This window comes from Arthrobacter sp., from assembly GCF_031179985.1.
Classification (GTDB): Bacteria; Actinomycetota; Actinomycetes; order Actinomycetales; family Micrococcaceae; genus Arthrobacter.
On record NZ_JAPSHJ010000019.1, the window covers coordinates 30,570 to 56,758 of the forward strand.

27 protein-coding genes and 2 pseudogenes are annotated in these 26,189 nt (G+C 60.6%); 17 read left to right on the forward strand and 12 right to left on the reverse strand.

The genetic code is table 11. The annotated features are described in order from the left end of the window. The first annotated feature begins 6 nt into the window (after positions 1 to 6). The 6 genes from urtB to ctaD (RIN13_RS10880) all read left to right on the forward strand — a co-directional run bounded on the left by urtB (position 7) and on the right by ctaD (RIN13_RS10880) (position 6,151). Positions 7 to 891 (forward strand): urea ABC transporter permease subunit UrtB, encoded by an 885-nt coding sequence (gene urtB / locus RIN13_RS10855; protein ID WP_309107348.1) that lies wholly within the window; start codon positions 7 to 9, stop codon positions 889 to 891. Next, positions 888 to 2,060 carry an urea ABC transporter permease subunit UrtC gene (gene urtC, locus RIN13_RS10860; RefSeq protein ID WP_309107349.1) on the forward strand — a complete coding sequence of 391 codons (1,173 nt, stop codon included), beginning with the start codon at positions 888 to 890 and terminating at the stop codon, positions 2,058 to 2,060. The genes urtB and urtC overlap by 4 nt, the downstream gene beginning before the upstream one ends. Further along, positions 2,057 to 2,860: an urea ABC transporter ATP-binding protein UrtD gene (gene urtD / locus RIN13_RS10865; RefSeq protein WP_309107350.1), complete on the forward strand. Its 804-nt coding sequence runs from the start codon at positions 2,057 to 2,059 to the stop codon at positions 2,858 to 2,860. Before urtC ends, urtD begins: the two co-directional genes overlap by 4 nt. Then, the gene (gene urtE, locus RIN13_RS10870; protein WP_309107351.1) at positions 2,860 to 3,552 is read left to right on the forward strand and encodes an urea ABC transporter ATP-binding subunit UrtE; all 693 of its coding nucleotides are present in this window, start codon (positions 2,860 to 2,862) and stop codon (positions 3,550 to 3,552) included. The genes urtD and urtE overlap by 1 nt, the downstream gene beginning before the upstream one ends. 416 nt (positions 3,553 to 3,968) lie before the next feature. Next, positions 3,969 to 4,175: a hypothetical protein gene (locus RIN13_RS10875; RefSeq protein WP_309107352.1), complete on the forward strand. Its 207-nt coding sequence runs from the start codon at positions 3,969 to 3,971 to the stop codon at positions 4,173 to 4,175. Positions 4,176 to 4,393: 218 nt separating this feature from the next. Then, a complete protein-coding gene (ctaD, locus tag RIN13_RS10880) occupies positions 4,394 to 6,151 on the forward strand; it encodes a cytochrome c oxidase subunit I (protein WP_309107390.1) in 1,758 nt (585 codons plus the stop codon). 22 nt (positions 6,152 to 6,173) lie between these two features. Here ctaD (RIN13_RS10880) and RIN13_RS10885 read toward each other — a convergent pair whose 3' ends face one another. Beyond that, the gene (locus RIN13_RS10885; RefSeq protein ID WP_309107353.1) at positions 6,174 to 6,902 is read right to left on the reverse strand and encodes an FCD domain-containing protein; all 729 of its coding nucleotides are present in this window, start codon (positions 6,900 to 6,902) and stop codon (positions 6,174 to 6,176) included. Positions 6,903 to 7,097: 195 nt separating this feature from the next. Here RIN13_RS10885 and RIN13_RS10890 point away from each other — a divergent pair, with 195 nt between their 5' ends. After that, positions 7,098 to 7,685, forward strand: a complete 588-nt coding sequence (locus RIN13_RS10890) for a gluconokinase (protein ID WP_309107354.1) — start codon at positions 7,098 to 7,100, stop codon at positions 7,683 to 7,685. Here RIN13_RS10890 and RIN13_RS20510 read toward each other — a convergent pair. Then, a pseudogene (locus RIN13_RS20510) lies at positions 7,669 to 7,800 on the reverse strand (hypothetical protein); the annotation flags it as partial. The gene RIN13_RS10890 and the pseudogene RIN13_RS20510 sit on opposite strands and share 17 nt — an antisense overlap. On the opposite strand from RIN13_RS20510, the pseudogene RIN13_RS10895 reads away from it, so the two are divergent. Next, positions 7,739 to 9,085 (forward strand): annotated as a pseudogene (locus RIN13_RS10895) (GntP family permease); the annotation flags it as partial. The pseudogenes RIN13_RS20510 and RIN13_RS10895 sit on opposite strands and share 62 nt — an antisense overlap. A gap of 35 nt (positions 9,086 to 9,120) precedes the next feature. Here the strand turns inward: RIN13_RS10895 and RIN13_RS10900 are convergent. Further along, on the reverse strand, positions 9,121 to 9,594 hold the full coding sequence (locus tag RIN13_RS10900) for a VOC family protein (protein WP_309107356.1): 474 nt from the start codon (positions 9,592 to 9,594) through the stop codon (positions 9,121 to 9,123). 103 nt (positions 9,595 to 9,697) lie between these two features. After that, complete coding sequence (locus RIN13_RS10905) at positions 9,698 to 10,069, reverse strand: VOC family protein (protein ID WP_309107357.1); 372 nt, start codon at positions 10,067 to 10,069, stop codon at positions 9,698 to 9,700. A gap of 50 nt (positions 10,070 to 10,119) precedes the next feature. Here RIN13_RS10905 and RIN13_RS10910 point away from each other — a divergent pair, with 50 nt between their 5' ends. Beyond that, entirely contained in the window at positions 10,120 to 10,548 is a 429-nt protein-coding gene (locus RIN13_RS10910) for a DUF3054 domain-containing protein (RefSeq protein ID WP_309107358.1), read from the forward strand. Between the two features lie 67 nt (positions 10,549 to 10,615). After that, positions 10,616 to 10,897 carry an Lrp/AsnC ligand binding domain-containing protein gene (locus tag RIN13_RS10915; protein ID WP_309107359.1) on the forward strand — a complete coding sequence of 94 codons (282 nt, stop codon included), beginning with the start codon at positions 10,616 to 10,618 and terminating at the stop codon, positions 10,895 to 10,897. Positions 10,898 to 10,903: 6 nt separating this feature from the next. Here the strand turns inward: RIN13_RS10915 and trpD are convergent, their stop codons facing one another. Beyond that, a complete protein-coding gene (gene trpD, locus RIN13_RS10920; RefSeq protein WP_309107360.1) occupies positions 10,904 to 11,962 on the reverse strand; it encodes an anthranilate phosphoribosyltransferase in 1,059 nt (352 codons plus the stop codon). A 207-nt stretch (positions 11,963 to 12,169) separates the two neighbouring features. On the opposite strand from trpD, the gene RIN13_RS10925 reads away from it, so the two are divergent. The 4 genes from RIN13_RS10925 to RIN13_RS10940 all read left to right on the forward strand — a co-directional run bounded on the left by RIN13_RS10925 (position 12,170) and on the right by RIN13_RS10940 (position 16,456). Next, positions 12,170 to 12,748: a heme-copper oxidase subunit III gene (locus RIN13_RS10925; RefSeq protein ID WP_372489776.1), complete on the forward strand. Its 579-nt coding sequence runs from the start codon at positions 12,170 to 12,172 to the stop codon at positions 12,746 to 12,748. 86 nt (positions 12,749 to 12,834) lie between these two features. Then, positions 12,835 to 13,623, forward strand: a complete 789-nt coding sequence (locus RIN13_RS10930) for a c-type cytochrome (RefSeq protein WP_309107361.1) — start codon at positions 12,835 to 12,837, stop codon at positions 13,621 to 13,623. A 99-nt stretch (positions 13,624 to 13,722) separates the two neighbouring features. Beyond that, positions 13,723 to 14,799 (forward strand): Rieske 2Fe-2S domain-containing protein, encoded by a 1,077-nt coding sequence (locus tag RIN13_RS10935; RefSeq protein WP_309107362.1) that lies wholly within the window; start codon positions 13,723 to 13,725, stop codon positions 14,797 to 14,799. Further along, positions 14,777 to 16,456: a ubiquinol-cytochrome c reductase cytochrome b subunit gene (locus RIN13_RS10940; RefSeq protein ID WP_309107363.1), complete on the forward strand. Its 1,680-nt coding sequence runs from the start codon at positions 14,777 to 14,779 to the stop codon at positions 16,454 to 16,456. Before RIN13_RS10935 ends, RIN13_RS10940 begins: the two co-directional genes overlap by 23 nt. 89 nt (positions 16,457 to 16,545) lie before the next feature. Here RIN13_RS10940 and RIN13_RS10945 read toward each other — a convergent pair whose 3' ends face one another. Further along, positions 16,546 to 17,337: a GntR family transcriptional regulator gene (locus RIN13_RS10945; protein ID WP_309107364.1), complete on the reverse strand. Its 792-nt coding sequence runs from the start codon at positions 17,335 to 17,337 to the stop codon at positions 16,546 to 16,548. A 165-nt stretch (positions 17,338 to 17,502) separates the two neighbouring features. Between RIN13_RS10945 and RIN13_RS10950 the strand changes: the two genes are divergently transcribed. After that, positions 17,503 to 17,847, forward strand: a complete 345-nt coding sequence (locus RIN13_RS10950) for an HPr family phosphocarrier protein (protein ID WP_309107365.1) — start codon at positions 17,503 to 17,505, stop codon at positions 17,845 to 17,847. Between the two features lie 116 nt (positions 17,848 to 17,963). Here RIN13_RS10950 and RIN13_RS10955 read toward each other — a convergent pair whose 3' ends face one another. The 5 genes from RIN13_RS10955 to RIN13_RS10975 form a co-directional block, all read right to left on the reverse strand. Then, the gene (locus tag RIN13_RS10955) at positions 17,964 to 18,365 is read right to left on the reverse strand and encodes a cytochrome c oxidase subunit 4 (RefSeq protein ID WP_309107366.1); all 402 of its coding nucleotides are present in this window, start codon (positions 18,363 to 18,365) and stop codon (positions 17,964 to 17,966) included. Beyond that, positions 18,362 to 20,086, reverse strand: coding sequence for a cytochrome c oxidase subunit I (ctaD, locus tag RIN13_RS10960; protein ID WP_309107367.1), 1,725 nt, complete (start codon positions 20,084 to 20,086; stop codon positions 18,362 to 18,364). The genes RIN13_RS10955 and ctaD (RIN13_RS10960) overlap by 4 nt, the downstream gene beginning before the upstream one ends. 11 nt (positions 20,087 to 20,097) lie before the next feature. Continuing rightward, on the reverse strand, positions 20,098 to 20,970 hold the full coding sequence (gene coxB / locus RIN13_RS10965; RefSeq protein ID WP_309107368.1) for a cytochrome c oxidase subunit II: 873 nt from the start codon (positions 20,968 to 20,970) through the stop codon (positions 20,098 to 20,100). 182 nt (positions 20,971 to 21,152) lie between these two features. Then, positions 21,153 to 21,542, reverse strand: coding sequence for an iron-sulfur cluster assembly accessory protein (locus RIN13_RS10970; protein WP_247040460.1), 390 nt, complete (start codon positions 21,540 to 21,542; stop codon positions 21,153 to 21,155). 177 nt (positions 21,543 to 21,719) lie between these two features. Next, entirely contained in the window at positions 21,720 to 23,150 is a 1,431-nt protein-coding gene (locus tag RIN13_RS10975) for a dipeptidase (protein ID WP_309107369.1), read from the reverse strand. 151 nt (positions 23,151 to 23,301) lie between these two features. Between RIN13_RS10975 and RIN13_RS10980 the strand changes: the two genes are divergently transcribed. Beyond that, on the forward strand, positions 23,302 to 23,904 hold the full coding sequence (locus RIN13_RS10980; RefSeq protein WP_309107370.1) for a DUF3043 domain-containing protein: 603 nt from the start codon (positions 23,302 to 23,304) through the stop codon (positions 23,902 to 23,904). A 128-nt stretch (positions 23,905 to 24,032) separates the two neighbouring features. Here RIN13_RS10980 and RIN13_RS10985 read toward each other — a convergent pair whose 3' ends face one another. Beyond that, a complete protein-coding gene (locus RIN13_RS10985; protein WP_309107371.1) occupies positions 24,033 to 25,094 on the reverse strand; it encodes a quinone-dependent dihydroorotate dehydrogenase in 1,062 nt (353 codons plus the stop codon). An 89-nt stretch (positions 25,095 to 25,183) separates the two neighbouring features. On the opposite strand from RIN13_RS10985, the gene RIN13_RS10990 reads away from it, so the two are divergent. Next, positions 25,184 to 26,170 (forward strand): alpha/beta hydrolase, encoded by a 987-nt coding sequence (locus tag RIN13_RS10990; protein WP_309107372.1) that lies wholly within the window; start codon positions 25,184 to 25,186, stop codon positions 26,168 to 26,170. The last annotated feature ends 19 nt before the right edge of the window (positions 26,171 to 26,189 follow it).

Genomic DNA, 26,189 nt, shown 5'->3' on the forward strand with positions numbered 1-26,189 from the left:
ACTGGAATGGAACTCCTGATCGGACAGATGTTTGCGGGGCTGAGTCTCGGCTCCGTGCTGCTGCTGGCAGCACTCGGACTGTCACTGACCTTCGGACAAATGGGGGTCATTAACATGGCCCATGGCGAATTCATGATGGCGGGTGCATACACAGCCTTCGTGGTGCAGCGGAGCGTTTCCGACGCCGGCATTTCGCTCCTGGTGTCCATTCCAGTGGGTTTCCTCGTGGGCGGGCTCATGGGATTGGTGCTGGAGGCCGTGCATTTGCGGCGCATGTATCACCGCCCCATGGACACCCTGCTGGTGACTTTTGGTGTGGCCCTGATCCTGCAACAAGTGGCCAGGGATGTGTTCGGCGCTCCGAGTGTGGACGTCCGGGCCCCTGCCTGGCTCCAAGGAAACGTCGAACTGCTCGGCTCCCCCATTCCCCTTACCAGGCTTTTCATCCTGATTCTGTCCTTGCTTTGCCTGGCTGCCTTGGCGTTCCTCCTCAGGGGAACCTCCCTGGGACGTCGCATCCGGGCCGTTGTCCTGAACCGCGATCTGGCCGAGAGCAGCGGGATCTCCACCCGGCGCACAGATCAGCTCACGTTCTTCATTGGATCGGGGCTGGCAGGGATAGCCGGGGTAGCCGTTACCCTTATCGGCTCAACCAGCCCCTACCTTGGCACCAACTACATCGTGGACGCATTCCTCGTGGTGGTCGCGGGAGGGGTAGGTCAGATCAAGGGCGCCGTGATTGCCGCTTTTTCGCTCGGCGTTCTGCAATCTGCCCTCGAATTCAGCACAACCGCCAGTATCGGCAAGGTGCTGATCCTGGTGCTGATCGTGGTGTTTCTGCAGCTGCGGCCTCAGGGAATCTTCAGTCTCAAGACAAGGAGCCTTGCATGAGGGAATTTGTTGCCAGTCGTTGGGGCGTGCGGGCCGGATCCGTACTCGCTGTCGTCCTCCTGCTCGTTGTGGCACCCTCGATGCTGTCGGTCTTCAGCCTCGGTTTGCTGGGCAAGTTCATCTGCTTCGCCATTGTGGCTGTCGGAATCGGTCTCGCCTGGGGGCGGGGTGGCATGTTGACCCTGGGCCAAGGCGTCTTTTTCGGCCTGGGCGCTTACATCATGGCTATGCATATGAAGCTGGCGGACGCTTCCCTGTTTGGTGGGACAGGGGTACCGGACTTCATGTCCCTCTATGGGAGCGGTGACGTACCGGGTTGGTGGGAGCCCTTCCGCAGCCCGGCAGTCACACTGCTCGCCGTGGCACTGGTGCCAGGACTGGTGGCCCTTCTTCTGGGTCTCGCTGTGTTCAAACGCCGTGTCAAAGGCGCCTACTTTGCAATTCTCAGCCAAGCTTTGGCCGCGGCCTTCGCCGTCCTCCTGATTGGTCAACAAGCAACAACAGGCGGCTCCAACGGTTTGAGCGGATTCAGGTCATTTTTCGGTTTTGACCTCCAGGATCCAGCCAACAAGGTGATGCTCTATTCCATCGCAGTGATTGTGCTGCTGATGATGATGGCAGCCGCCCGGCAACTGATGCACAGCCGGTTCGGTGAGTTGCTGGTAGCCGTCAGGGACCAGGAGGAACGCGTCAGGTTCCTCGGGTATGACCCGGCGACCGTGAAAACGGTTGTGTATGTATTGGCCGCCGCAATGGCCGGAATCGCCGGTGCGTTGTTCGTTCCCATAGTTGGCATCGTCTCGCCTGCCGATGTGGGCGTCGTCCCCTCCATCGCCTTCCTGATCGGCGTGGCCATCGGGGGCAGGGCTACCCTTCTGGGACCCGTGTTGGGAGCTTTGGGCGTTGCCGTCGCCCAGACCAGCCTGGCCTCGTCCTTCCCATCGTTTTGGGTCTACTTCCAGGGCCTGCTTTTTGTGCTGGTGATCGGCTTCCTGCCGGGCGGAGTGGCGTCCGTTCCCCGGGCGCTGGCCAACCTGCTTAAACAAGGGGCACGGACGGAAGCTGACCGTAGCACCGGCGCATTTTCCGCCAAGAGCGGCGTCCCTCAACGGGCACCTGACGGGTTAGACGTGAGCACAGGACCTATCCGGGAAGAGGCCAGCCGATGAGGTCTCCTTTCTTGCTGTCTCCGGACGAACCGAAGGCAGGAGGACTCCCGGCCGGACAACACCACTACCTGAAAATCCGGAACCTTTCCGTGGTCTTTGATGGTTTTGTTGCAGTGGATAAGGTCAACCTCGACGTCTCACAAGGTGACCTTCGCTTCCTCATCGGGCCCAACGGGGCGGGAAAGACAACGGTCATTGATGCCATCACCGGCCTCGTTCCCGCCTCCGGATCGGTCAACCATACAGGCACGGAAATTCTGGGCCGGAAGGTTCATCAGATCGCCCGCCTCGGTGTGGGGCGTACGTTCCAGACAGCAAGCGTCTTTGAGAATCTCTCCGTCTTGCAGAACCTGGATATCGCTGCCGGGTCAGGCCGCAGAGCCCTGGAGCTTCTGCGGCGTCGCAGAAAGACAGAGCCTGCCGTCGAAGAGGCGATGGAGCTTGTAGGGCTGGGCCATCTGGCTGAAAAGCAGGCTGGCGTGCTCTCGCACGGACAAAAACAATGGCTGGAAATTGGAATGCTCCTGGTCCAAAATTCAGACCTTTTGTTGCTTGATGAGCCCATCGCAGGGATGAGCCAGGATGAACGCATCGAGACCGGACAGTTGCTCCGGAAAATAGGGGCCAGCCGTATCACTTTGGTCATTGAGCACGATATGGACTTCGTCCGGGAATTTGCCACGTCAGTAACTGTCCTCGCGGCCGGGAAGGTCCTCAGTGAGGGCAGTGTCGCCGAGGTCCAGGCAGACCGGAGAGTGCAGGAAGTCTATCTGGGCAGTGCCAAAGAGGGAGGCGAATAATGCTTGAAATCACGGGTCTGCAGACGGGCTACGGCCGCACTCAGATCATCACCGATGTGGACATAAGGGTTCCGACAGATGCGGTGGTTTCCATTCTGGGGCACAACGGTGCCGGCAAGACCACCTTGCTCCGTTCCGTCGTCGGCCTCCTTCGACCGATGAAGGGCACCATCACCTTGGATGGGGAGGACCTAGCCGGTCTGCGGCCGCATCAGCGGGTTTCCCGTGGCATGGCTTATGTTCCCCAGGGCCAACAATCGTTCGGGCAGCTGACGACTCTGGAGAACCTGCAGCTCGTGGCTGACGGCCGCAAGCATGGAAAGCGGCTGGTGGACGAGGCCCTGGACATGTTCCCCGTTCTTGGGCCCCTGCTCGAGCGGCGGGCAGGCTTGCTCTCGGGTGGCCAGAGGCAACAGCTGGCAATTGCGCGGGCCCTGATCACAGAACCAAGATTGCTCATCCTCGACGAACCGACAGAAGGTATCCAGCCAAATATTGTGGCTGAAATCGAGCAGACAATCATCAATCTCGGCCGCCGCAGCGGCATGCAAATCCTGCTTGTAGAGCAGCACCTGGGTTTCGCATTGGAGGCGGCTGACAGCTACTACGTGCTCGCGTCCGGAAGGGTCAGTTCCAGCGGCGAGGGAGGGGCAGGCTCAGCGGGACGGGTGCGGGAGACGATGCTGATCTAGCTCCGGAAGAAACCAGTCTCCGACGGCGTCTGTCTGCTGGCGGGCACCCTAGTCGTGCCACCAACCTTCCCAAGCGCTCGAAGTCAGCTGGCCGCTTGGAAAGGCTGTGGCATTCTCCGGACCCCCGGTGTGGGCGTCGTCGTCTTTGCCACGGTAATCGAGAAAGAGAGTAAGGCTGCTCGCAAACAACATTAGTATTTCCTTTCATTTTTTTCTGGACCTCGTTGTCCAACTAGGCATCAGCGTAGCCCCGCAATGTTTCCTGGCCTCGACGCAACGTTTCGTGTTTGTATCAATGTCCTCACCGGGCCTTTCTCCCGTGGATTAGCGACCCTGTAAACGGGCGACAGCCTGGGTTGCCCGGTTAGAGTCCCGCTGATCTTGTGCTGCTGCAGGAGCAGAAGCAAGGATTGGTTATGGATTTGCGGTTGAGGGCGAGGACACTGCTACAGCGGGAAGATTTGGCGTTGGTCGACCTATGGATCCAGTACTGGACCCATGGCGGAGATTGTGATCCTTTTGAATTCGACGCCTTTATCCACGATTTGCTGCCCGTTTCGTGGTTTGACATGCGCGCCCTTGCCTGGGCGATTGATGACCTCGCCTACGAGACCAGCAGCTAGTAAATGCCGGCGTGCCTAAGAGCTATGGACAGGACCGGGCAGCGTCAGTAAATTCGAAGAAGGATCCTTCACGACAGGCATGACGGGTCCTCGTTCCCGACTCAGGTGCGCGGCCGGGAATTGGCTGCCACTGTAGCCGAGCGGTGGCACAGTATGCACACCCGAAAAGAGCCGATGATGGCGTGCACGCGTAGTCAGCAGTCCGGGGGGCAGTGACCTTGGCCAGCAACAAGTATGCAACCGGTGGTACCGCCGCTCCGATCGCTTCCCCACAGGTGGTGCCCAAACGCAAGGGCAGCGTCATCGTCAATTGGATCACGTCCACAGATCACAAGACGATCGGCTTTATGTACCTGATCTCGTCCTTCGTGTTCTTCTTACTCGCAGGGGTGATGGCTCTGGTCATCCGTGCCGAACTGTTTGAACCGGGTATGCAGATCCTGCAGACCAAGGAACAGTACAACCAGCTCTTCACCATGCACGGCACGGCAATGCTGCTCATGTTTGCAACGCCACTGTTCGCCGGCTTCGCCAATGTCATCATGCCCCTGCAGATCGGCGCCCCGGACGTTGCCTTCCCGCGACTGAATGCCCTGGCCTTCTGGTTCTTCCTGTTCGGCTCCACCATTGCCATGGCGGGCTTTATCACCCCGCAGGGGGCCGCGTCCTTTGGCTGGTTTGCGTACGCCCCGCTGAACAACACCACTTTCACGCCTGGTGTGGGTGGCGACCTGTGGGTGTTCGGCCTGGCGCTCTCGGGTTTCGGCACCATCCTCGGAGCCGTTAACTTCATCACCACCATCATCTGCATGCGTGCTCCCGGCATGACCATGTGGCGTATGCCCATCTTCACCTGGAATACGCTGGTGACGGCAATCCTGGTAATCATGGCCTTCCCGCCGCTGGCCGCAGCACTCTTCGGGCTGGGAGCCGACCGGAAATTCGGGGCGCACGTCTACGATCCGGAAAACGGGGGTGCAATTCTCTGGCAGCACCTGTTCTGGTTCTTCGGCCACCCCGAGGTGTACATCATCGCCCTGCCGTTCTTCGGTATAGTCTCGGAGATCTTCCCGGTCTTCAGCCGCAAGCCGATCTTCGGTTACAAAGGCCTCGTGTATGCAACGATCGCCATTGCCGCGCTCTCCGTCACTGTGTGGGCCCATCACATGTATGTGACCGGCGCCGTGCTCCTGCCGTTCTTCGCCTTCATGACGATGCTGATCGCCGTCCCCACCGGGGTGAAGTTCTTCAACTGGATCGGCACCATGTGGGGCGGGTCCCTCACGTTCGAAACCCCCATGCTGTGGAGCATCGGGTTCCTGGCAACGTTCCTTTTCGGTGGCCTCACAGGCATTATCCTGGCTTCACCGCCCCTGGACTTCCACCTCTCCGACTCGTACTTTGTGGTGGCGCACTTCCACTACGTCGTCTTTGGCACTGTTGTGTTCGCTATGTTCGCCGGCTTCTACTTCTGGTGGCCCAAGTGGACGGGCACCATGCTCAACGAACGCCTGGGCAAGATCCACTTCTGGATGCTGTTCCTGGGCTTCCACGGCACGTTCCTCATCCAGCACTGGCTGGGTGTGGAAGGTATGCCGCGCCGCTACGCGGACTACATGCCCCAGGACAATTTCACCCTGATGAACCAGTTCTCCACCATCGGTTCATTCCTCCTCGGGGCCTCGGTGATCCCGTTCTTCTGGAACGTCTACATCACCTGGCGGGCCGGGGAAAAAGTGGAAGTGGACGATCCTTGGGGCTTCGGGGCCTCGCTGGAGTGGGCTACCTCGTGCCCGCCCCCGCGGCACAACTTCACCTCACTGCCGCGGATCCGTTCAGAGCGCCCTGCACTGGATCTGCACCACCCGGAACTCCGCGTGCGCGAACATGAGCCCACGCATTCTCCGGCAGCGGATGTCCTGGGCGCTGCTGATATCGGGGAGAAGGACGTACGCAGCCCAAATCCCGACGAGTAGGTCGAGCTGAACCCGGGCGCTGCTACTCCAGGCCCATGGCGTTCCGGACTTCATTAAGAATCCGGTGCATGCTTGTCTCCGCTGTCCTGGCGTCACCAGAGGCAACAGCGGCAGCGACCTCTTCGTGCGCGCGCAGAGCCTCCGGGCTGGGATGAAACGGCATCAGGCCTTGACGTGTGCGGCTGGTCAGCACTTCTTCCACCATGCTGTCCAGGGCTGAGAACATCTCATTGCCACAGCTGTTCAGAAGGAGACGGTGAAAGGCTATGTCTGCGGCCAGGAATAGCTCCAGATCTCCTGCTTCCCCGTACTGACGCAGCTCCGCCGCCAACCCTGCCAGGCGGCTTCGCTCCGCTGAACTGGCGCGCCGGGCGGCGCCGGCCGCTGCGATAGGTTCGACGGCGATACGCAACTCAGTCAGGCTGCTGTATTGCTCCGCCCTGCGCTCGGAGGCCAGCCGCCACCGCACCAGTTTCGGATCAAAGACGTTCCAGTGCGCCGGCTCCTGAACGACAATGCCTACCCGTCGGCGGGAGTAGACAACGTTCATTGACTCGAGGACCTGCATGATGTCACGCGCCAGGGTCCGCGAAATTCCGTACTTCTGCTGGATCTCATCCAGGGTCAGGCGGCGCCCTGGGGCGAGCTCTCCAGACGCTATCGCCTCGCCCAGCGAATCCAGGACTTTTTGGTGCAGCGCCGGACCAGCCGCATTCGCCATGGCCCCGCTCCCCTGTGTCGCCGTCGACATGGCAGTCCTCTCTTTTGTACTGGATCTGCCAGACAGAAACAGCACTCCCTAGAATACCTGACCAAACGTCATAAGGTATGACCTGTGTTACAAAAGATGCTACCTATCTGATCCAATGGTGCTATCTTATTCCCAAGCAGCTTCCGACTGCGGAGCCTTACTAAGCCAGCGTCGTCTTCTACGGAGATCAAAACAATGAAGTGTCCTCCTACCCACCTTGTGGTCATGGGTGTTGCCGGTGCCGGCAAGTCCACGATCGCCGAAGCTCTTGCTGAAGCCCTTGGTTGGGCCCGGGCAGAAGCGGACGAATTCCACCCGCCGTCGAACATCAGCAAAATGAGTCAGGGCGTCCCTTTGGAGGACGCTGACCGCTGGCCGTGGCTGGTTGGCATCCGGGACTGGATGACGGCCAAAGCCGAAGGCGGCAACAGCACGGTGCTGACCTGCTCCGCACTGAAGCGAAGCTACCGTCGCCTTTTGTCCGAAGCGAACGGCCGTGTTGCCTTCATCCACCTCGACGGCGATGCATCCCTTCTGGCGGAGCGTATGCGCGGACGGGAAGGCCACTTCATGCCTGCAACCCTGCTGCCCAGCCAGCTGGCAGCGCTGGAACCGCTGGACACTTCCGAGCTGTCAGCCGGCAGCGTGCGGTTGGACATAGCGCACCCCCCCATACAGCTCGTTCAAACGGTGATAGCTGCCCTCCGCCTGGACGCCGATGCAAGTACCCCCACCCCTGCATATATCTCTCGTTCCCAGACCTGTTTCAAAGGAGAATCATGACCATCGAAGGATGGACCCAAACGCTCGGCGCGGTTCCGCTGCTGCTGATAGCGGCTGCGGCAATCGCCGTCCTGCTGTTCCTCATCATCAGGCTGCGGATGCACGCACTCATTGCGCTCATCGTGGTGAGCCTTGCGACAGCCTTTGCCACAGGCATACCCACGAACCAAGTGGTTCCAGTGCTGGTCAACGGCTTCGGCACCACGCTGGGAACGGTGGCGCTGCTCGTCGGGCTGGGCGCAATGCTCGGACGCATTGTTGAGACCAGTGGTGGTGCCAAGGTCCTTGCCGATTATCTGATCGGGGTCTTTGGCGAAAAGCGGGCGCCCTTCGCCTTGGGGCTGGCATCACTGATCTTCGGCTTCCCCATCTTCTTCGATGCCGGGCTGGTGGTGATGTTGCCGGTGGTCTTCGCTGTCGCGCACCGCCTTGGCGGGGGTGTCCTGCGCTACGGCCTGCCTGCCGCCGGAGCGTTCTCCGTGATGCACATCTTCCTGCCGCCACACCCCGGCCCGGTCTCCGCTGCCGCTTTCTTCGAGGCAAATGTTGGCCTGGTGATGATTGCCGGCCTCATCGCGGCAATCCCCACCTGGTATGTGACGGCGTACCTTTACGGTCTCTGGACCGGCAAACGCCTGGTACTCCCCGTACCGGAACTGCTGGGACACGCTTCGGCGGAAGCCGAAGCGAATCCGCCGCGGTTCAGAACCATCATTGGCTTGCTGCTGCTGCCGCTCCTGCTGATTTTCGTCAACACAGGACTCAGCACCCTGGCTTCCTCCGGGGTTTTCGATGAGTCGGTCAAGGGTGAGTACTGGTTCCAGCTTCTGCGCACCTTGGGAGAAACGCCGGTGGCGTTGCTTATTGCCGTGCTGGTAGCACTGTTCGTCCTCGGCGCCAGGCGCGGCAACCACGGCGGCGACCTGGAAAAGCTGCTTGAATCCTCTCTGGGCCCGGTCTGCTCAGTCATCCTCATCACCGGTGCCGGCGGCATGTTCGGGGGTGTGCTCCGGGCATCAGGGATTGGCTCGGCTCTCGCCGGCGTCCTCGGGAACATTGGAATCCCGCTCATCCTGGCAGGTTTCCTTATTTCTGCCATCCTCCGCATCGCCCAAGGATCCGCGACGGTGGCGTTGACTACAACCGCAGGCCTGATCGCCCCGGCCGTTGCTGCCGCAGGGTTGAACGGGATGCAGGTCGCAGCACTCGTCATCGCTGTTGCTGCCGGGTCGGTGGTGGTCTCCCACGTGAATGATTCAGGGTTCTGGCTCGTAGGACGGTTCTTTGGTATGGATGTGAAGACGACGCTGGCTACGTGGACGGTGATGGAAACCCTGATTGGCGTGATGGGGTTCGCGATCGCCTCCGCCATCTTTGTTCTGGCGGGGCTGGCAGGTTAGCTCAGGCAGGTTTGTTCCCGGCTGGGCGGGTCAGCTCAGGTTCCATCGTAGGCTTTCTCCAATGCCGCGATGTCCAGCTTCTGCATCCCAAGCATGGCCTGCATTGCGCGTTGGGCTCCCTCAGAATCCGATCCGCCCAGCAACTCGCCCAGCCGGTCCGGAATGATCTGCCAGGACACTCCGAACCGGTCTTTCAGCCAACCGCACTGGCTTTCTTCGCCGCCGTCGGAAAGGCTGTCCCAGTATCTGTCGACTTCTGACTGGTTGGCACAAGGCACCATAAAGGAGATGGCTTCATTGAAAGTGAAGCCGGGGCCTCCGTTCAGCGCCGTGAACTCACGATCACCCAACTCGAACTGGACGGTCATAGCCTTCCCTGGTGTCCCGGGGCCATCATCTCCGTATCGGGCGAGTTCCATGATCCTGGAATCTTCGAATATGGACGTGTAGAACTCAGCCGCTTCCTCGGCCCGGCCGTCAAACCAAAGGCAGGTTGTGATCTTTTTCACGATGACGCTCTCCCATTGCTGTAGGCCTCAGCCGATCCCTTGAGGCAGATGTCCTTAGTGGGCATACGGAAGAACCGGCATCCCCCGTGCATGTGACCAGAGCCTAGTCCTGCGGCAGTTGGCTGACCAGCCCTACCGTGTTGCCTTCGCTGTCCTTAATGAAGGCCATCCATTCCTGGGTTCCTGCCGGTCCCAACTGTCCGTCGGCGTGATTGAAAATCACACGCGGTTCGCTCACCACTTCCACTCCCCTGTCCCGAAGCCGTTCAATGTCAGTCCGGACATCCTGCACGGCGAGATAGATGAGCGACGACGGCGCGCCCCGGTCCAGCAGGAGGCGGACGCCTTGCAAGTCGAAGAATAGAAGACCCGGAGGGTCAAAAAGCCCGGTGGGCCGGGCACCAAGCAGTTCCGAATAGAATGAGGCGGCGCGATTCAGGTCAATGGCCCTTTGTGCGACTTGCAGCAGGATCACTTCTTCCTCCAAGGCGTGGTTGTGCCGGATTCATGCCTAGTGTTGATCTTATGACTTCCCCTCACCGGACCCCTGTGCCAACTACAGCTGCCAAGACCTCTGCCTCAACTGTCATCTGGGCTGCCGCCGCGGATGCCTTGCTGATTCTCGTCTTCGCCGCCCTCGGCCGGGAGGCTCACCAGCGGGGCGACATCATCAGCGGTGTCCTGCTCACCGCCTGGCCCTTCCTTGCCGGTGCAGCAGCAATGTGGCTGATGATGCTCGCCTGGAAGGCGCCCTTTTCGCCATGGCCGGCCGGAGTGGGCATATGGCTCGGCACGGTAGCCATCGGGATGCTGCTGCGGGCGCTGACCAACCAGACGGTGGTGGTGACATTCATCATTGTCGCGTTGGTGACCCTCGGGGTTTTCCTCCTGGGCCATCGTTTTGCTGTCACGGCCTTCATGCACCTTCGCGCCCGCCAGAGGCAGATGCACTAGGCTGGGCAACACAGATTCAAGGGCCTGCCGGAACGGCAATGGCGCAACCGATCCGGAAGGGTTCGCAGTGATCACCGCTTTTGTCCTGATCAAAACAGACGCCTCACGCATCCCGGAAACGGCGGAGGAAATCTCCGCGATCCAGGGCATCAGCGAGGTTTATTCGGTTACCGGGGAGTGGGACCTCATCGCCGTAGCCCGTGTTTCCCGCCACGAGGAACTTGCGGATGTCATTGCAGACAAGCTTTCCAAGGTTCCGGCAGTTGTACATACGACAACCCATATGGCTTTCCGCGCCTACTCACAGCACGATCTCGACGCCGCCTTTGCGCTGGGTTTCGAGCAGTAGAACTACCTAGCCCTGGCTGAGGGCAACCCAGCGATCCAACACTGCGGCAGCCGCACCGGAATCAACAGCAGCCTCCGCCTTGACCAGGGCTGCGCCCATCCGCTGCAGCAACGGCCCCTCCGCAGTCATATCAAAAGCCACCAATCCAGCCGCGGCGTTCAGCAGCACGGCGTCCCGCGCCGGTCCCTTACTGCCTGAAAGAACCTGACGCACGACGGCGGCATTGGCCTGGGCGTCTCCGCCACGGAGTTCCTCCATCGTCGCCGGACGGATACCGAGTTCGCGGGGATCAAAGGTTTCCTGCTCCACCTGCCCGTTCCGGATTTCCCAGACCGTGGACGGCCCTGTGGTGCTCAACTCATCCAGGCCGTCGTCGCCGCGAAATACCAGGCCGCGGCTTCCCCTGCGGGCCAGCACGCCAGCTACCAGCGGTGCCATCCGCGCGTGGGCGACGCCCACTGCAGAAGCCTGTACTTTGGCGGGGTTGGTCAGCGGACCCAGGAAATTAAAGGCCGTGGGTATGGCAAGTTCCCGGCGGGGAACAGCGGTGTGGCGGAATGATGGATGGAACACCTGGGCGAAGCAGAAGGTGATTCCCGCCTCTTCAGCGTTCCTGGCCACACGGTCAATGGCCAGATCCAGACGGACTCCGAGTGCTTCGAGTACATCAGCTGACCCGGAGGAAGACGAAGCAGCCCGGTTGCCGTGCTTAACCACGCGGGCACCGGCTCCAGCTGCCACAAGGGCAGCCATGGTGGAGATGTTGATGGTGTTCAACTGGTCTCCGCCTGTGCCCACGATGTCCAGCTTCTCGCCGGAGATACTGATGGGGTTCGCGTGAGCCACCATGGCTTTCACCAGACCGGTGAGTTCATCGACGGTTTCGCCCTTGGCCCGGAGCGCCACGAGGAATCCGGCTATCTGTGCAGGGCTCGCCTCCCCGGACATGATGTTGCCCATGGCCCACTCGGTATCTTCTGCCGTGAGGTCCGTGCGATGAATCAATGCCGAGATGAGCCGGGGCCACGTGTTTATGGACGGCTGCGCAGATACCTGTGAAGTCACCTCCTGATGCTATCGAGGCGGATGCTGCCAGACCAATGTGAACGGAGTCGGGAACTTTTTCGCGCGAATTCGCGTCTTTGTAGAAAAAGTCCCCTGAAAACCCGGTTTGCGTTGGGCAGGACGAACTTTTGCAGACATAATGTCTATGTGACTGCTGCGACCCATGCCCCCAGTACCCCGGCGCACCCGACGCTCAACCGCCCGAATATGGTTTCCGTAGGAACCGTGGTCTGGCTTTCCAGTGAGCTGATGTTCTTCGCCGGCCTCTTTGCCATGTACTTCACCTTGCGTTCGACATCCGGAGGGATGTGGGCCGAGGAGACTGCCAAGCTCAACTTCCCGTTTGCCCTGGTGAACACCATCGTCCTTGTGGCGAGCTCGTTTACCTGCCAGATGGGTGTTTTCGCCGCTGAGCGTCTGCAACCGCGCCGAAGCGGTGGAGCTTTGCAGTTCACCCGCTGGGGAATGAACGAGTGGTTTACCCTGACGTTCCTTATGGGTGCGTTCTTCGTTGCCGGGCAGGCCACTGAATACGCGATGTTGGTCTCCGAGCACGTATCGCTCTCCTCCAACGCCTACGGTTCAGCCTTCTACATGACTACCGGCTTCCACGGCCTGCACGTCATTGGCGGACTCATTGCCTTCCTCTTCATCATGGGACGTTCCTTTGCCGCGAAGAAGTTCGGGCACTTCGAGGCCACGTCGGCAATTGTCACCTCTTACTACTGGCACTTCGTCGATGTCGTGTGGATTGGCCTGTTCATGGTCATCTACGTACTGAAGTAGCCCGACTTGACTCTTTTTCTACAAGAGGCAGAATTTCAAGAAGCGGCTCCCGGAGCCGGCGCACCATCGAATAAAGGAACCACCACGTGAAGGCACTCTCGCAAAAGCGACGTCACCCACTGGCCGCAATAGCATTGCTGTTGATGGGCCTCCTGGTCACGGGTGGGCTGTACGCCGTTGCCACCACCATGAACCAGGCCAAGGCCTCCACCACAAACTTCACCGAGCAGGACACAGAAGAAGGCGGAAAGCTGTTCGCCGCTAACTGTGCAACCTGCCACGGCATGGGTGCAGGCGGAACGCAGGATGGCCCCTCCCTGGTTGGCGTCGGTGCTGCTTCTGTCGACTTCCAGGTAGGCACCGGCCGCATGCCCATGCAGATGAACGGTCCGCAGGCGCAGGAAAAGCCGGTTCAGTTCAACGAAGAGCAGACCCGCCAGCTCGCAGCCTACGTTGCCAGCCTCGGCCCCGGCCCGTCCATCCCCGAGGCCGGGCTTCTGGACGAGAAGGGCAATGCAGCTGAAGGCGGCGAGCTGTTCCGCGTCAACTGCGCCATGTGCCACAACGCTGCTGCTGCTGGTGGTGCTTTGACCAGGGGCAAGTATGCACCGCCCCTTGCAGGAGTTTCCGGCCAGCACATCTACGAGGCCATGGCCACGGGTCCGCAGAACATGCCTGTGTTCAACGACGCGAACATCTCCCCTGAGGGCAAGCGCGACATCATCACCTACCTGAAGCAAATCGAAAACAACGGTTCGCCGGGTGGAGCAGATCTCGGGGCATTGGGCCCGGTTGCTGAAGGTCTGTTTGTCTGGATCGCCGGTCTCGGCGTCATCATCGCCTTCACCATCTGGCTAACCTCCCGGACGTCATAGCTGCCGCTCCGGACCACGTAAGAATTTCCGCCGATCAGGCGGATAGGAATTGAAAACTAACTCGGCACAGACCGAGACGAGAGAAGGATGAGGCGAATCATGGGCAACCATAGTGACGGCAGTCCGAACCACTCGGGCACCGTAGCTACGGCTGGTCAGAATGAGGTGGAGAAGTTCCAGGATCCTGGACTTCCTCCGCATCGTTTGCGCCTGGCTGACACGGACCCGCGGGCCGCAAAACGAGCAGAACGGCAGGTAGCCCTTCTGTTTGGCCTTTCGGTCGTTGGCACCTTTATCTTCCTGGTGGCGTATTTTGTCATTGACTTGGGGGAAGGCTCCGGCGCCACCATCGCGGACATCCGGCTGCAGAACGCCCTGCTGGGCCTGGGTACTGCTTTTGCCATGCTTGGCATCGGCACCGGCATTGTCCACTGGGCCAAGGCCCTTATGCCGGACCACGAAGTATCCGAAGAGCGCCATGCTGTCCGCTATGAGGAGGACCGCCAGGCCGCTGTACGCATCGTGGACGACATCGTCGAGGAAACAGGCATCAAGCGCCGGCCGCTGATCCGCAACACCCTCCTTGGCGCTGTCGCACTGGCCCCCCTGCCCGCGATCGCTATCTTTGGTGACCTCGGCCCCCGGCCCGACAAGGCCTTGGCCCACACCATGTGGGCACCCGAGGACGGCAAGCTCAAGCGCCTCACCCGCGACCCCGACGGAACCCCGATCAAGGCATCGGACGTCACCATCGGCTCCGCCTTCCACGTCATTCCGGAAGGCCTCAACGAACTCCACGAAGGCAAGCTGAACGAAAAGGCCAAAGCCGTCGTTCTGTTGATGCGCCTGGATCCTGAATCCCTGAATCCCTCACCGGGACGCGAAGACTGGGGCTACAACGGAATCGTTGCCTACTCCAAGATCTGCACCCACGTCGGGTGCCCTGTTGCACTTTACGAGCAGCAGACGCACCATCTGCTGTGCCCGTGCCACCAGTCAACCTTTGACTTGACAAAGGAATGCAAGGTGATCTTTGGCCCGGCCAGCCGTCCTCTCCCCCAGCTGCCCATTGCAGTTGACGACGAGGGCTACCTCGTCGCTACGAGCGACTTCAACGAACCTGTAGGACCGAGTTACTGGGAGCGTGATGAGCATGAGCGCAGCATCAACAGCTGAAGCCCCCGCCTACGTCGCTAAAACAAAAGCCGGCCGAATCACGGACTTTGTAGACGAGCGCGTTGGCGGCTCGGGCATCCTCCGGGAGTTTGGCCGCAAGGTATTTCCGGACCACTGGTCCTTTATGTTCGGCGAAGTCGCCTTGTACTCCTTCGTCATCCTTCTTTTGTCGGGTACGTTCCTCACGTTCTTCTTCGACCCGTCCATGGCGGAGACCCATTACGATGGCTCCTTCACCGGGCTGCAGAATGTTGAAATGTCAGTTGCGTACAGCTCGTCGCTGGACATCTCCTTTGATGTCCGTGGCGGTTTGTTCATGCGCCAGGTACACCACTGGGCGGCCCTGCTGTTCGTAGCCTCGATTGCTGTTCACATGCTGCGTGTGTTCTTCACAGGCGCCTTCCGCAAGCCACGTGAACTCAACTGGGTTGTCGGCGGAGTCCTGCTGATCCTCGCCATGGCAGCCGGCTTCACCGGTTACTCACTCCCCGATGACCTCCTTTCCGGCAACGGACTGCGCATCATCGACGGTGTTATCAAGTCCATTCCGGTCATCGGAACGTACATCTCGTTCTTCCTCTTCGGCGGGGAGTTCCCGGGCACGGTCATCATTGGCAGGCTCTACATGCTGCACATCCTGTTGGTCCCGGCCCTGATCCTGCTCATGATTGTGTTGCACCTCTTTATGGTGGTTGTCCACAAGCACACGCAGTACCCCGGTCCCGGCCGCAATGACGGCAATGTCGTCGGCTACCCCCTGGGCCCTGTCTATGCAGCGAAGGCCGGCGGGTTCTTCTTCATTGTCTTCGGTGTTATCGCACTGATGGCAGCGTTCTTCACGATCAACCCAATCTGGAACTACGGCCCGTACGACCCCTCTCCTGTGTCTGCAGGCACCCAGCCTGACTGGTACATCGGCTTCGTTGATGGAGCGCTCCGCCTGATGCCCGGCGTCATCGGTGACTTCCACTTCGAGTACGTGATCTTCGGCTATGTCCTGACACTCAATGTGCTCCTGCCGGCACTGGTTCCTGCGGGCATCCTCTTCACGGTCATGTTCATGTACCCGTGGATCGAGCGTTGGATCACCAAGGACAACCGCGAACACCACGTTCTGGACCGTCCGAGGAACGCACCCACCCGTACCGCAATCGGAATGGCCGGCTTCACCTGGTACTGCGTCATGTGGGCGGCCGCTGGTTCTGACCTCATTGCGACACACTTCAATGTGTCCCTGAACGATGTCACCTACTGGCTGCGCGCGCTGTTCTTCATTGGCCCCGTGCTGGCGTTCATCGTCACCAAGCGTGTTGCCTTGGCCCTGCAGCGCAAGGACCGTGAGATCGCCCTCCACGGCCGCGAGACAGGACGTATCGTACGCCTGCCCCACGGTGAGTTCATCGAGGTCCACGCTCCACTGGACGAGTACAAGCGTTACAAGTTGGTCGGTTTCGAATCGCCCGCACCGCTTCCGGCCGTTCCGAACGAGCATGGAATCGTGACCAGGAAAGAGAAGCGACGCGCCGCTCTTTCCAAGCTGTTCTTCGAGGACCGGGTAGCTCCGGCCACACCTGCAGAGCTTGAAGCAGCCCATGGCCACCACGGGCCGCACGAAGCTGTAGAGGCTGCAGACGAACAACGGAGCCTCACCCACTAGCAGCGGCCACAATACGCTGCAACTGCTTCTGAGCCACGTAAGGCCCGGTCCATTTGGACCGGGCCTTACGTGTTGCCTGGAACGAGTTGCTATTGCTGGCGATAGCCCGACGAGTAGTTCCGCGTGGGCCGCACGCCAGGACGCTGCAAGGGCACCCAGAGCTTATAGCGGTCAGCACGGTAATAAGAGACGGAATAGTCCACCATCGCCCTTGCGACGAAGGCATGACGCTGGATCTTCAGCAGCGGCGAGCCGACTTCGACATTAAGAAGACGCGCCGTTGAAGGAGTGGCAGCCGTCGCCTCAATCATGTCCTCGCCCCATTCCATGACGAGTCCGTAGCGTTCACTCAGAACGTTGTACAGGGACGTGGGTGGTTCAGCGTCCAGCAGGCCTGGGACACGGTGGGCGGGGATAAAGTTCTCGTCCACACTCATCGGCTCGTTATCGGCCAACAGGAGCCTCCTGAACCGGACAAGGGCCGTCCCTTCCTCGAGTTGCAGCTCACGGGCCAGGAAGGCGCTGGCTGCGATCTGTTCGAAGCTCAGAACTTTGGCTGCAGGAACCATGCCGCGGCGTTGCATCTCTTCCGTGTAGGACGTGAGCTTAACCTGGAGGTCGAGTTTGGGTCTGCGGACGAAAGTACCGAGCCCCACCACACGCTCAATGACCTCCTCCCCCACGAGAGCATCAATTGCCTGCCTCACAGTCATTCTTGCCAGCCCAAAACGTTCGGCCAGATCTCTTTCCGAGGGGAGCGCTGAGCCAGGCGGGCACGAAGAACCGATATAGGCCCTGAGTAGCTCTCGAAGCTGAATGTAGATGGGAGTACCGCTCTTGCGGTCGATGTCCCCGGCAATGCGGGCCGCGTCAGAAGGCATCAGTGGCGCCCTTCCGATAGTTTTTCATGAGACAAGCCTAGGCCACGTCAGGCAGAGGTCTAGACCACCCCTTCGTCTCGGATTGCACGCTCTGAAGGGACCACGGCTACCCTTGGATTGGTTGATCAAACAGTGGCCGCATGCCGCTGCAGAGAAGGAGTTGCGATGCCAGTTCGTAAGGCGATCGTGGAATCAGAAATAGGGCTCCATGCCCGGCCGGCAGCGCGGTTTGTACGGGCTGTCACGGAGACCGGGCTTCCGGTGACCATCAGCAAAGAAGGCATATCCCCGGTGGATGCCCGCTCCCTCCTGGAAGTCATGACGGCGGACTTCGGATGCGGGTGCGAGATTGAGCTGTCCGTTTCCCCGGAAGCCCTCCCCGCCGGCTTCACAGAGGAAGACGCCGAGGGCGCGTTGACGGCACTGGGTGCGCTGCTGGAGGGGATGGGAACGGACCAGCGGGTATCACGCGTGCCCTCTCTTGCTCCGGACCAGGCGGCTGTTTCCTGAGCAACTTCACCTCTGTTTGACCCGGCATCATCCTGGAGGCGAAGGTCTTAAACACGGCGGGCCCCACCAAAAGGTGGGGCCCGCCGTCGTACATCTATAACACTTGCGCCTCAAGGCTAGTGGGCGTGGTCGCCTCGGCTGTACTCAAACACCCAGCCAACGAGGGCTACTGTGGCAAGTCCCGCTGCTATGAATACAATCCAGAAGCCGACAGCAAGGCCCAGGAAGCCAGCCGCGCAGGCCAGGCCCAGTACGAGCGGCCACCAGCTCCAGGGACTGAAGTGGCCCTGTTCGCCAGCACCCTCGTGGATCTCAGCGTCAGCCCGGTCTTCCGGCCGCAAACCGACCCGCTTACCAGTGAAGCCAAGATAGGCACCGATCATGCCGGCAAGACCGCCCACGAGAAGAATGCCGAGGATACCCACCCACTCAGACCACTGAGTGAGGAAACCGTAAATCAGCGAGACCGGGACGAAGAAAAACACTCCGGCTCCAAATATCCATGATTCGATCTTCACTTTGAGGCGTCCTTCTGGTCGGCGTTACCGAGCGTCGCCGCAGCGGGTGCCGGAGACTCAACGGTATGGGATTGGGATAGCTCCGGGTGGTGCAGATCCAGGGCCGGACGCTCCGAACGGATCCGCGGCAGTGAGGTGAAGTTGTGCCGCGGCGGCGGGCACGAGGTAGCCCACTCCAGTGAGGCCCCGAAGCCCCAAGGGTCATCCACTTCGACCTTCTCGGTGCTGCGCCAGGTGATGTAAACGTTCCAGAAGAACGGGATCAGTGACGCACCGAGAACGAATGAGGCAATCGTGGAGAACTGATTCATCCAGGTGAAGTTGTCCTGGGGCATGTAGTCCGCGTAGCGGCGCGGCATACCTTCAACGCCCAGCCAGTGCTGGATGAGGAACGTGCCGTGGAAGCCCAGGAACAGGAGCCAGAAGTGGATCTTGCCCAAGCGTTCGTTCAGCATCTTGCCGGTCCACTTGGGCCACCAGAAGTAGAAGCCGGCGAACATAGCGAACACAACGGTGCCGAAGACCACGTAGTGGAAGTGCGCCACCACAAAGTACGAGTCGGAAACGTGGAAGTCCAGCGGCGGTGAAGCCAGGATAATGCCCGTCAGACCGCCGAAGAGGAACGTTGCCAGGAACCCGATGCTCCACAGCATGGGGGTTTCGAACGTGATGGATCCGCGCCACATGGTGCCGATCCAGTTGAAGAACTTCACCCCGGTGGGGACGGCGATCAGCATGGTCATGAAGGCGAAGAACGGCAGCAGAACCGAGCCCGTCACGTACATGTGGTGGGCCCACACGGTCACAGAGAGAGCGGCAATTGCGATCGTAGCGTAGACCAGGCCCTTGTAGCCGAAGATCGGCTTGCGGCTGAAGACCGGGAAGATCTCCGAGACGATGCCGAAGAACGGCAGGGCGATGATGTACACCTCAGGGTGGCCGAAGAACCAGAACAGGTGCTGCCAAAGCACAGCTCCGCCGTTCTCCGGGTCAAAGATGTGTGCACCGAACTTACGGTCCGCACCCAAGGCGAACAGCGCTGCCGCCAGCGGCGGGAACGCCATCAGCACGAGGATGGACGTGACAAGGGCGTTCCAGGTAAAGATGGGCATACGCCACATGGTCATGCCGGGAGCACGCATGCAGATGATGGTGGTGATGAAGTTAACGGCTCCGAGGATGGTGCCGAAACCCGAGAGCGCCAGGCCGAACACCCACAGGTCGCCGCCGATGCCGGGGCTGAAGGTGGTGTTGGACAGCGGGGCGTACGCAAACCAGCCAAAGGACGCGGCGCCCTGCGGGGTGATAAAGCCGGACACCGCAATGGTGGAGCCGAACAGGAAGAACCAGAAGGCCAGGGCATTCAGGCGGGGGAAGGCAACGTCAGGGGCGCCGATCTGCAGGGGCATGATGACATTGGTGAAGCCGGCGAACAATGGCGTTGCGAACATCAGCAACATCACGGTTCCATGCATGGTGAAGAGCTGGTTGTACTGTTCCTTGGTCTGCAGGATCTGCATACCCGGTTCAAACAGTTCTGCGCGGATAAGCAGCGCCATGACGCCACCAAAGCAGAAGAACACGAAGGACGCGATCAGGTACATGTACCCGATGGTCTTGTGGTCAGTCGAGGTGATCCAGTTGACGACGATGCGTCCCTTGGACTTAGGAACTACGGGAGCTTCGAGGATCCCGGCGGGCGATTGAGTGTACGTAGCCACGGTCGCTCCCCTTACTTAATTTCGTTCAGGTTGGGATTGCGGTCGTACTCTTCGCCGAGGAGCCCTGTGTTGCCATCCTGGCGCAGCTGGTCCATATGGGCCTGGAATTCGGATTCAGAGACAACCTTCACGCGGAACAGCATTTCGGAGTGGTATTCCCCGCAAAGCTCGGCGCACTTGCCGTCGTACGTTCCTTCTTTGGTAGGCGTGAACCGGATGTAGTTGGTCCTGCCCGGAATCATGTCGCGCTTCTGAAGGAAGGCCGGCACCCAGAAGGAGTGGATAACGTCGCGGGCGTTGAGCTCGAGGTCTACAGACTTGTTGACCGGCAGGTAGAGAGTAGGGAGCTTCTCCTTGTCCACTTCCTCACCGGTCAGGTGGGCCTGGACGCCGGCTTCGTGGAGGTCTTCATTGATGACCTCGCCAGCCTTGTAGTTGAAATCCCACGCCCACTGCTTTCCGCGGACATCCACCACGACGTCGGCCGGCTGGGACCTGTCATCGATCGCCTGCTGATCGCGGTCGGTGAAGTAAAAGAACACCAGCACCATGAACAACGGAATGGTGAGGTAGAAGACTTCCAGTGGAAGGTTGAAGCTCGTCTGCCGGGGAAATCCAACCGTGCCCTTCCGGCGACGGTAAGCGACGATGCACCAGATCATCAGACCCCACGTGATGGCGCCGACGATCAATGCGGCTATCCATGAGTTGACCCAGAGGTCCATGATTCGGTCAGTGTGATTGGTGGTGCCACGCTCGGTGGGCAGCCACCCCTTCTGTACCTCTGGTGAACATCCAGTCAAAGCCAACGCGCCGGCTAATGCCAAGCCTGTGATCGAAGAGATCTTTTTGCGTCGGCTGCCGGTTCGGTTCTGCGAACTCACAGACGGCCCTTCCTACTTGTTGCTGTCGCCCGGGCTGTCTAAGCCCCCGGGCACACGAAAAGTTTTACTACTCGGTGTAGAGCTTACCGCTCCCCGGGGGTTTTCGCCCACATGACTGCACCGTGCGTCGGCGCCGGTTTAAACCGGTCGCCGGGGCACGGTGAAGTGGACCGTATTTCCGGTCAGTGGAACGAATCGCCGCAGGCGCAGGAGCCTCCGGCATTAGGGTTGTCGATGGTGAAACCCTGCTTCGCGATGGTGTCCTCGAAGTCGATGCTGGCACCGCTGAGGTAGGGGACACTCATCTTGTCAACCACTACCTCGACACCGTCGTAATCGCGTACGGCATCGCCGTCCAGGATCCGCTCGTCAAAGTACAGCTGGTAGATAAGCCCTGAGCAGCCGCCGGGCTGGACGGCCACGCGCAGTCGAAGGTCGGTGCGGCCTTCCTGCTCCAAGAGGCTGCGGACCTTGCCGGCAGCGACGTCGGTCAGCTTGACCTCGTGGCTGGCCAGCTCCTCGCCGGTGATCTCCGTGGATTCGATGCTGTTTTCATTGGTCGTAGTACTCATTGGCCTACCTTCTTGCAACATGGTGGCGACCAGGCTGTCGCCTTGTCCGCCCCGGGGAAACGGTATGGGCTATAGCTAATGCTACGTCGCGCAGTGCTCTAGCTCTAACTTCAGACGTAACCGTTCTTAGGACCTGAATGTTCCCGGAGACTGATTTACGGGCCCTGATCACTCCCTTTACGCCAGGCCTTCGTGATTAAGAGTTGCCAGCAGGAGCGCCTCTGCGACAACCGCATTGCGGAAATCACCAAGATGAAGGGACTCGTTGGCGCTGTGGGCCCGGGAATCCGGATCCTCAACGCCCGTCACCAGGATCTGGACGTTCGGGTAAAGCTCGGTGAGGTCTGCGATGAACGGGATAGAGCCGCCGATCCCCATCTCAACAGCAGGAACACCCCATGCCTCACCCAAGGCCCACATTGCCTTGCGGGCAGCTGCGGAACCGGTGTCCGTGAGGAAGGAGTTCCCCTGTTCCCCGGGGGTGAACACAACGCGCGCGCCGAAAGGAGGGTTGGTCTCTACATGTTTCCGGACGGCCTCCATGGCCTGATCGGGGTCCTGGCCGGGAGCCAGGCGAAGGCTGAACTTTACTTTCGCCCTCGGCAGGAGGGTATTGGAAGCCACGTCCACTCCCGGTGCATCAAAACCGATGATGGAGAGCGAAGGCTTGGTCCACAACCGGGATGCGATACTCCCCGTACCTGCGAGCCTCACGCCGTCGAGCACCGAAGCGTCGGCGCGGTACTCCGCCTCCGTGAGGTCCACCGCAACCTCGTCCCCACCCACCAGCCCTTCAATGGCGACATTCCCGTCCTCATCATGAAACGTGGCGATGATGCGGGACAGCAGAGTTGGTGCGTCAAGGACCGGGCCACCGAACATACCTGAGTGGACGGCATGTTCGAGGACCTGGACTTCCACCGTGCCGTCCACCAGCCCCCGCAGGCTCGTCGTCAGGGCCGGAATTCCGACTTTCCAGTTGCTGGAATCGGCAACCACTATGACATCGGCGCGGAGCAACTCACGATGCTTTTCGAGGAAGGCCCTGAAAGTGGGGGAACCGGCTTCCTCCTCACCTTCAAAGAAGAACGTGACTCCCAGTCCGAACTGATCCGCCAGAACTTCTGAGACGGCGGAATAAGCCGCTATGTGCGCCATGATTCCTGCTTTGTCATCGGCGGCACCGCGTCCAAAGAGACGGCCGTCACGTTCGACGGCGGTGAAGGGCTCTGATTTCCACAGGCCGGCATCCCCGGGGGGCTGGACGTCGTGATGTGCGTAAAGGAGGACCGTTGGCCTGCCCTGACCGGCTTTCCGGCGTGCGACGACGGCCGGTCCGCCAGGCGTTCCGTCCTCCTTGTCGCAGCGGAGGATCTGGACGTCGCTGAGGCCCGCCTGGCTCACCAGTTCCGCAACATGCTTGGCGCTGCGGTCCAGTTCTGCGGGATCGAAGCTCGGCCAGGCAATCCCAGGGATGCTGACAAGGTTCTTGAGTTTCTCCACAGTTGCCTCAAAAGCATCGTCCACTGCACGTTTGAGGTCTTCAATCCGGGTTTCGTCCAGGGGCTTACTCGAGGTCTGTGAGAGCTGGGCGGGAGTTGATGTCATGGCCACACACTACCGCTGTACTAGACGACGACAAACCGGCCAGCCCCTTCCTCTGGTGCGGAAATTCAGGCCCTGACAGTGACCCGCCGGGCGGCAGTGACGGTTCAGATGGAGAACATCAGTGACATCGCCCTCAGGGTATTCTGTAGTGGTGTTTGGACGTAGAAAAGAAGCGCCATTGGCGCAAGACGTAGTTGATCAGCAGGCAGCCGAGGCTGAGGCCCGGCAGAACGCAGCCGTTGGCAAGGGCACGCCGACGCCCAAGCGCAAGGCACAGGAAGCCGCACGCAAGCGGCCGTTGGTGCCTGAAGACCGCAAAGCCTCAAAGGCCGCCGAGCGCGCTGCCGTACAGGAACAGCGACTGAAAATGCGCCGCGCCCTGGATACCGGCGATGAGAGGTTCCTGCCGCTGCGCGACAAGGGCCCGCAGAAGCGCTACGCCCGGGACTACGTGGACGCACGCTTCAGCCTTGGCGAGTACCTGATGTTCGGAGCTCTCGTGTTCGTCATCGTGTCATTGCTCATCCCTGCAAGCAGCGAACTGATGGTCTACGTCCTCGTAGGGTTCTGGGTCATGTTCCTTGCAGTTTTCGTCGACGTCTTCATCCTGTCCAGGAAGCTGCGGAAGCGCCTCACTGAAAAGTTCGGTGAACCGGAGCGCGGAACCGTCTGGTACGGGTCCATGCGCTCCCTGCAGTTCCGTAAGCTGCGCCTCCCAAAGCCGCTGGTCAGCCGCGGCGAGTACCCCTCCTGACGGCCATCCCCTCGGTTTGAGGGTTGGAACAGGGAAAGCGAAGCCCCGGCGGAAAATCCACCGGGGCTTCCTTCTTTGTCCTGGAGGTTGCCGCTACCAGGGGCAATACACCCTTTTCGCGGACCCGTTCATAATTTAGCGAGCTGCCTGTTGATGTGTGCTGCCCAGAACGGTCCTTCATACAGGAAGGCCGTGTAGCCCTGGACCAATGTTGCCCCGGCGTCCAGCCGCTCCCGGACGTCCTGGGCTGTCTCCACTCCCCCGACGGCGATGAGCGTGAGCTTTCCTTCCGTTGCACTGCTTAGACGGCGCAACACATCCAATGACCGGCCCTTAAGGGGGGCTCCTGAGAGACCGCCGGCTCCGCACTCAGCTACCTGCTCAGGAGCGGTTGCAAGCCCCTCACGGCCGATGGTGGTGTTGGTGGCGATGATGCCATCCAGTTTCAGGTCAAGGGCGAGGCGGGCGACGTCGTCGATATCCTCGTCGCTGAGATCCGGGGCGATCTTCACCAGCAGCGGGATGTGCCGCCCTGCGGCCTGGTCTGCCGTCTCACCCACTGCCTTCAGCAGCGGCCGCAGTGTTTCCACATTCTGGAGCAGCCGCAGGCCCGGAGTGTTCGGAGAGCTGACGTTCACCACGAGGTAGTCAGCTGCCGGCGCAAGGTTGCGGGCGCTGAGGAGGTAATCCTCGGTGGCGTCCTCGAGTTCCACCACCTTGCTCTTGCCGATGTTGACACCGATCAAGGGGCGTACACCGGGATGCCTCCTCTGTAAAGCCGCCCGCGCTGACCGCAACCGTGGAGCTACGGCGGACGCGCCGTCGTTGTTGAACCCCATGCGGTTTATCACCGCGCGGTCCTCGACCAGACGGAAGAGGCGGGGTTTCTCATTACCCGGCTGGGCCTGGCCGGTGATGGTGCCAACCTCCACATGCCCAAACCCAAGTTCGCTGAGCGCTTCAATGCCCAGTCCTTCCTTGTCGAAACCGGCTGCCAGGCCAAAGGGCGACGGAAAGGTCAGGCCGAATGCCTTGGTTTCCAAAGAGGGCGCCGGCGCCGTGAACTTGTACAGTGCCTTGCCGGCACCGGTTGCATGGACGAGCCTGATGGCACGGAAGCCGATTTTGTGGGCGCGTTCGGCGTCCATCCAAGAAAAGGCCAGCCGGAAGAAAGTTGGGTATACGCGCATGCCTCTAGTTTTCCGCTTCGAGGGGTCCAGACCAAACTGGACGGGCTTCTCCACTCCCTGACTTCCCGCTCGATGCCTAGGCTGGTGCCATGGAATGGAGACCAGACATCCTCGGCGCGGACTTCCAGTCATACAGCTTCCAGGCACGGGGTGACGACGGGACAGAGCGGACTGCCACCCTCATCCGCTATTCCCCTGCGGGTGTTGAAGCTGAATTACGCCTTCAACGGCGGGCTGTCCTCTTCCTGCATGGGTGGAGCGACTACTTCTTCAACGTTGAACTTGCTGCCTTCTGGTATGGCAAGGGATTCGAATTCTTCGCCCTCGATATGCACAACCACGGCCGAAGCCTGCAGGAGGGGATTCCCGGCGGATATGTCGCTGACCTTGCCGATTACGACCCCGAAATCGCCCAGGCCATCGGCATTATCAACGCGCTGGGATCGCGGAATTCCCCTCCGCCGTCGTTGACCCTGATGGGGCATTCAGCCGGCGGGCTGGTCGCCGCACTGTGGGTGAGCAGGCATCCGGGAGCGGCAAGGCAACTGGTCCTCAACAGCCCCTGGCTCGAGATGCACGGGAGCACCCTCGTCAGGCGCGTCGCCTGGACCATGGTGGAACCAATCGCCCGTTTCAAGCCCGAAGCCGTTCTCCGCCTGCCGGAACGTGGCTTCTACTGGCGCAGCATCAGCAACACCGCTGAGGGCGAGTGGGCCCTCGATGACAAGTACAGGCCACCCATGGCATTCCCTGTCAGGGCAGGCTGGTTGAGTGCAGTTCTGGCCGGACACGCGCAGGTGGCCCGCGGCCTTGGTATCGAAATACCCATACTGGTCCTGCTCTCCGGGGCCAGCGCCAACGGCCTCTTCTGGACCGAGGAGATGCGCAGGACGGACGCCGTGCTCGATGTCAACGCGATCGCCATCCGCGCGTTGGCATTGGGAAGGTCGGTCACCCTTGAACGCATCGAGGGTGGCCTCCATGACGTGTTCCTCTCCCCGCCCAAGATTCGTGAGGATGCCTATGTCCGTCTTTCCCGTTGGATCCGCGGGTACGTCCAGGATCAAGATCAATAGCACCCACAGGAGCGGGCGT

Coding starts and splice junctions, on each gene's coding strand:
- urtB (WP_309107348.1), top strand. CDS start 7: ATGGAACTCCTGATCGGACAGATGTTTGCGGGGCTGAGTCTCGGCTCC.
- urtC (WP_309107349.1), top strand. CDS start 888: ATGAGGGAATTTGTTGCCAGTCGTTGGGGCGTGCGGGCCGGATCCGTA.
- urtD (WP_309107350.1), top strand. CDS start 2,057: ATGAGGTCTCCTTTCTTGCTGTCTCCGGACGAACCGAAGGCAGGAGGA.
- urtE (WP_309107351.1), top strand. CDS start 2,860: ATGCTTGAAATCACGGGTCTGCAGACGGGCTACGGCCGCACTCAGATC.
- RIN13_RS10875 (WP_309107352.1), top strand. CDS start 3,969: ATGGATTTGCGGTTGAGGGCGAGGACACTGCTACAGCGGGAAGATTTG.
- RIN13_RS10885 (WP_309107353.1), bottom strand. CDS start 6,902: ATGTCGACGGCGACACAGGGGAGCGGGGCCATGGCGAATGCGGCTGGT.
- RIN13_RS10890 (WP_309107354.1), top strand. CDS start 7,098: ATGAAGTGTCCTCCTACCCACCTTGTGGTCATGGGTGTTGCCGGTGCC.
- RIN13_RS10910 (WP_309107358.1), top strand. CDS start 10,120: ATGACTTCCCCTCACCGGACCCCTGTGCCAACTACAGCTGCCAAGACC.
- RIN13_RS10925 (WP_372489776.1), top strand. CDS start 12,170: ATGGTTTCCGTAGGAACCGTGGTCTGGCTTTCCAGTGAGCTGATGTTC.
- RIN13_RS10935 (WP_309107362.1), top strand. CDS start 13,723: ATGGGCAACCATAGTGACGGCAGTCCGAACCACTCGGGCACCGTAGCT.
- RIN13_RS10940 (WP_309107363.1), top strand. CDS start 14,777: ATGAGCGCAGCATCAACAGCTGAAGCCCCCGCCTACGTCGCTAAAACA.
- RIN13_RS10945 (WP_309107364.1), bottom strand. CDS start 17,337: ATGCCTTCTGACGCGGCCCGCATTGCCGGGGACATCGACCGCAAGAGC.
- RIN13_RS10950 (WP_309107365.1), top strand. CDS start 17,503: ATGCCAGTTCGTAAGGCGATCGTGGAATCAGAAATAGGGCTCCATGCC.
- RIN13_RS10970 (WP_247040460.1), bottom strand. CDS start 21,542: ATGAGTACTACGACCAATGAAAACAGCATCGAATCCACGGAGATCACC.
- RIN13_RS10975 (WP_309107369.1), bottom strand. CDS start 23,150: ATGACATCAACTCCCGCCCAGCTCTCACAGACCTCGAGTAAGCCCCTG.
- RIN13_RS10985 (WP_309107371.1), bottom strand. CDS start 25,094: ATGCGCGTATACCCAACTTTCTTCCGGCTGGCCTTTTCTTGGATGGAC.
- RIN13_RS10990 (WP_309107372.1), top strand. CDS start 25,184: ATGGAATGGAGACCAGACATCCTCGGCGCGGACTTCCAGTCATACAGC.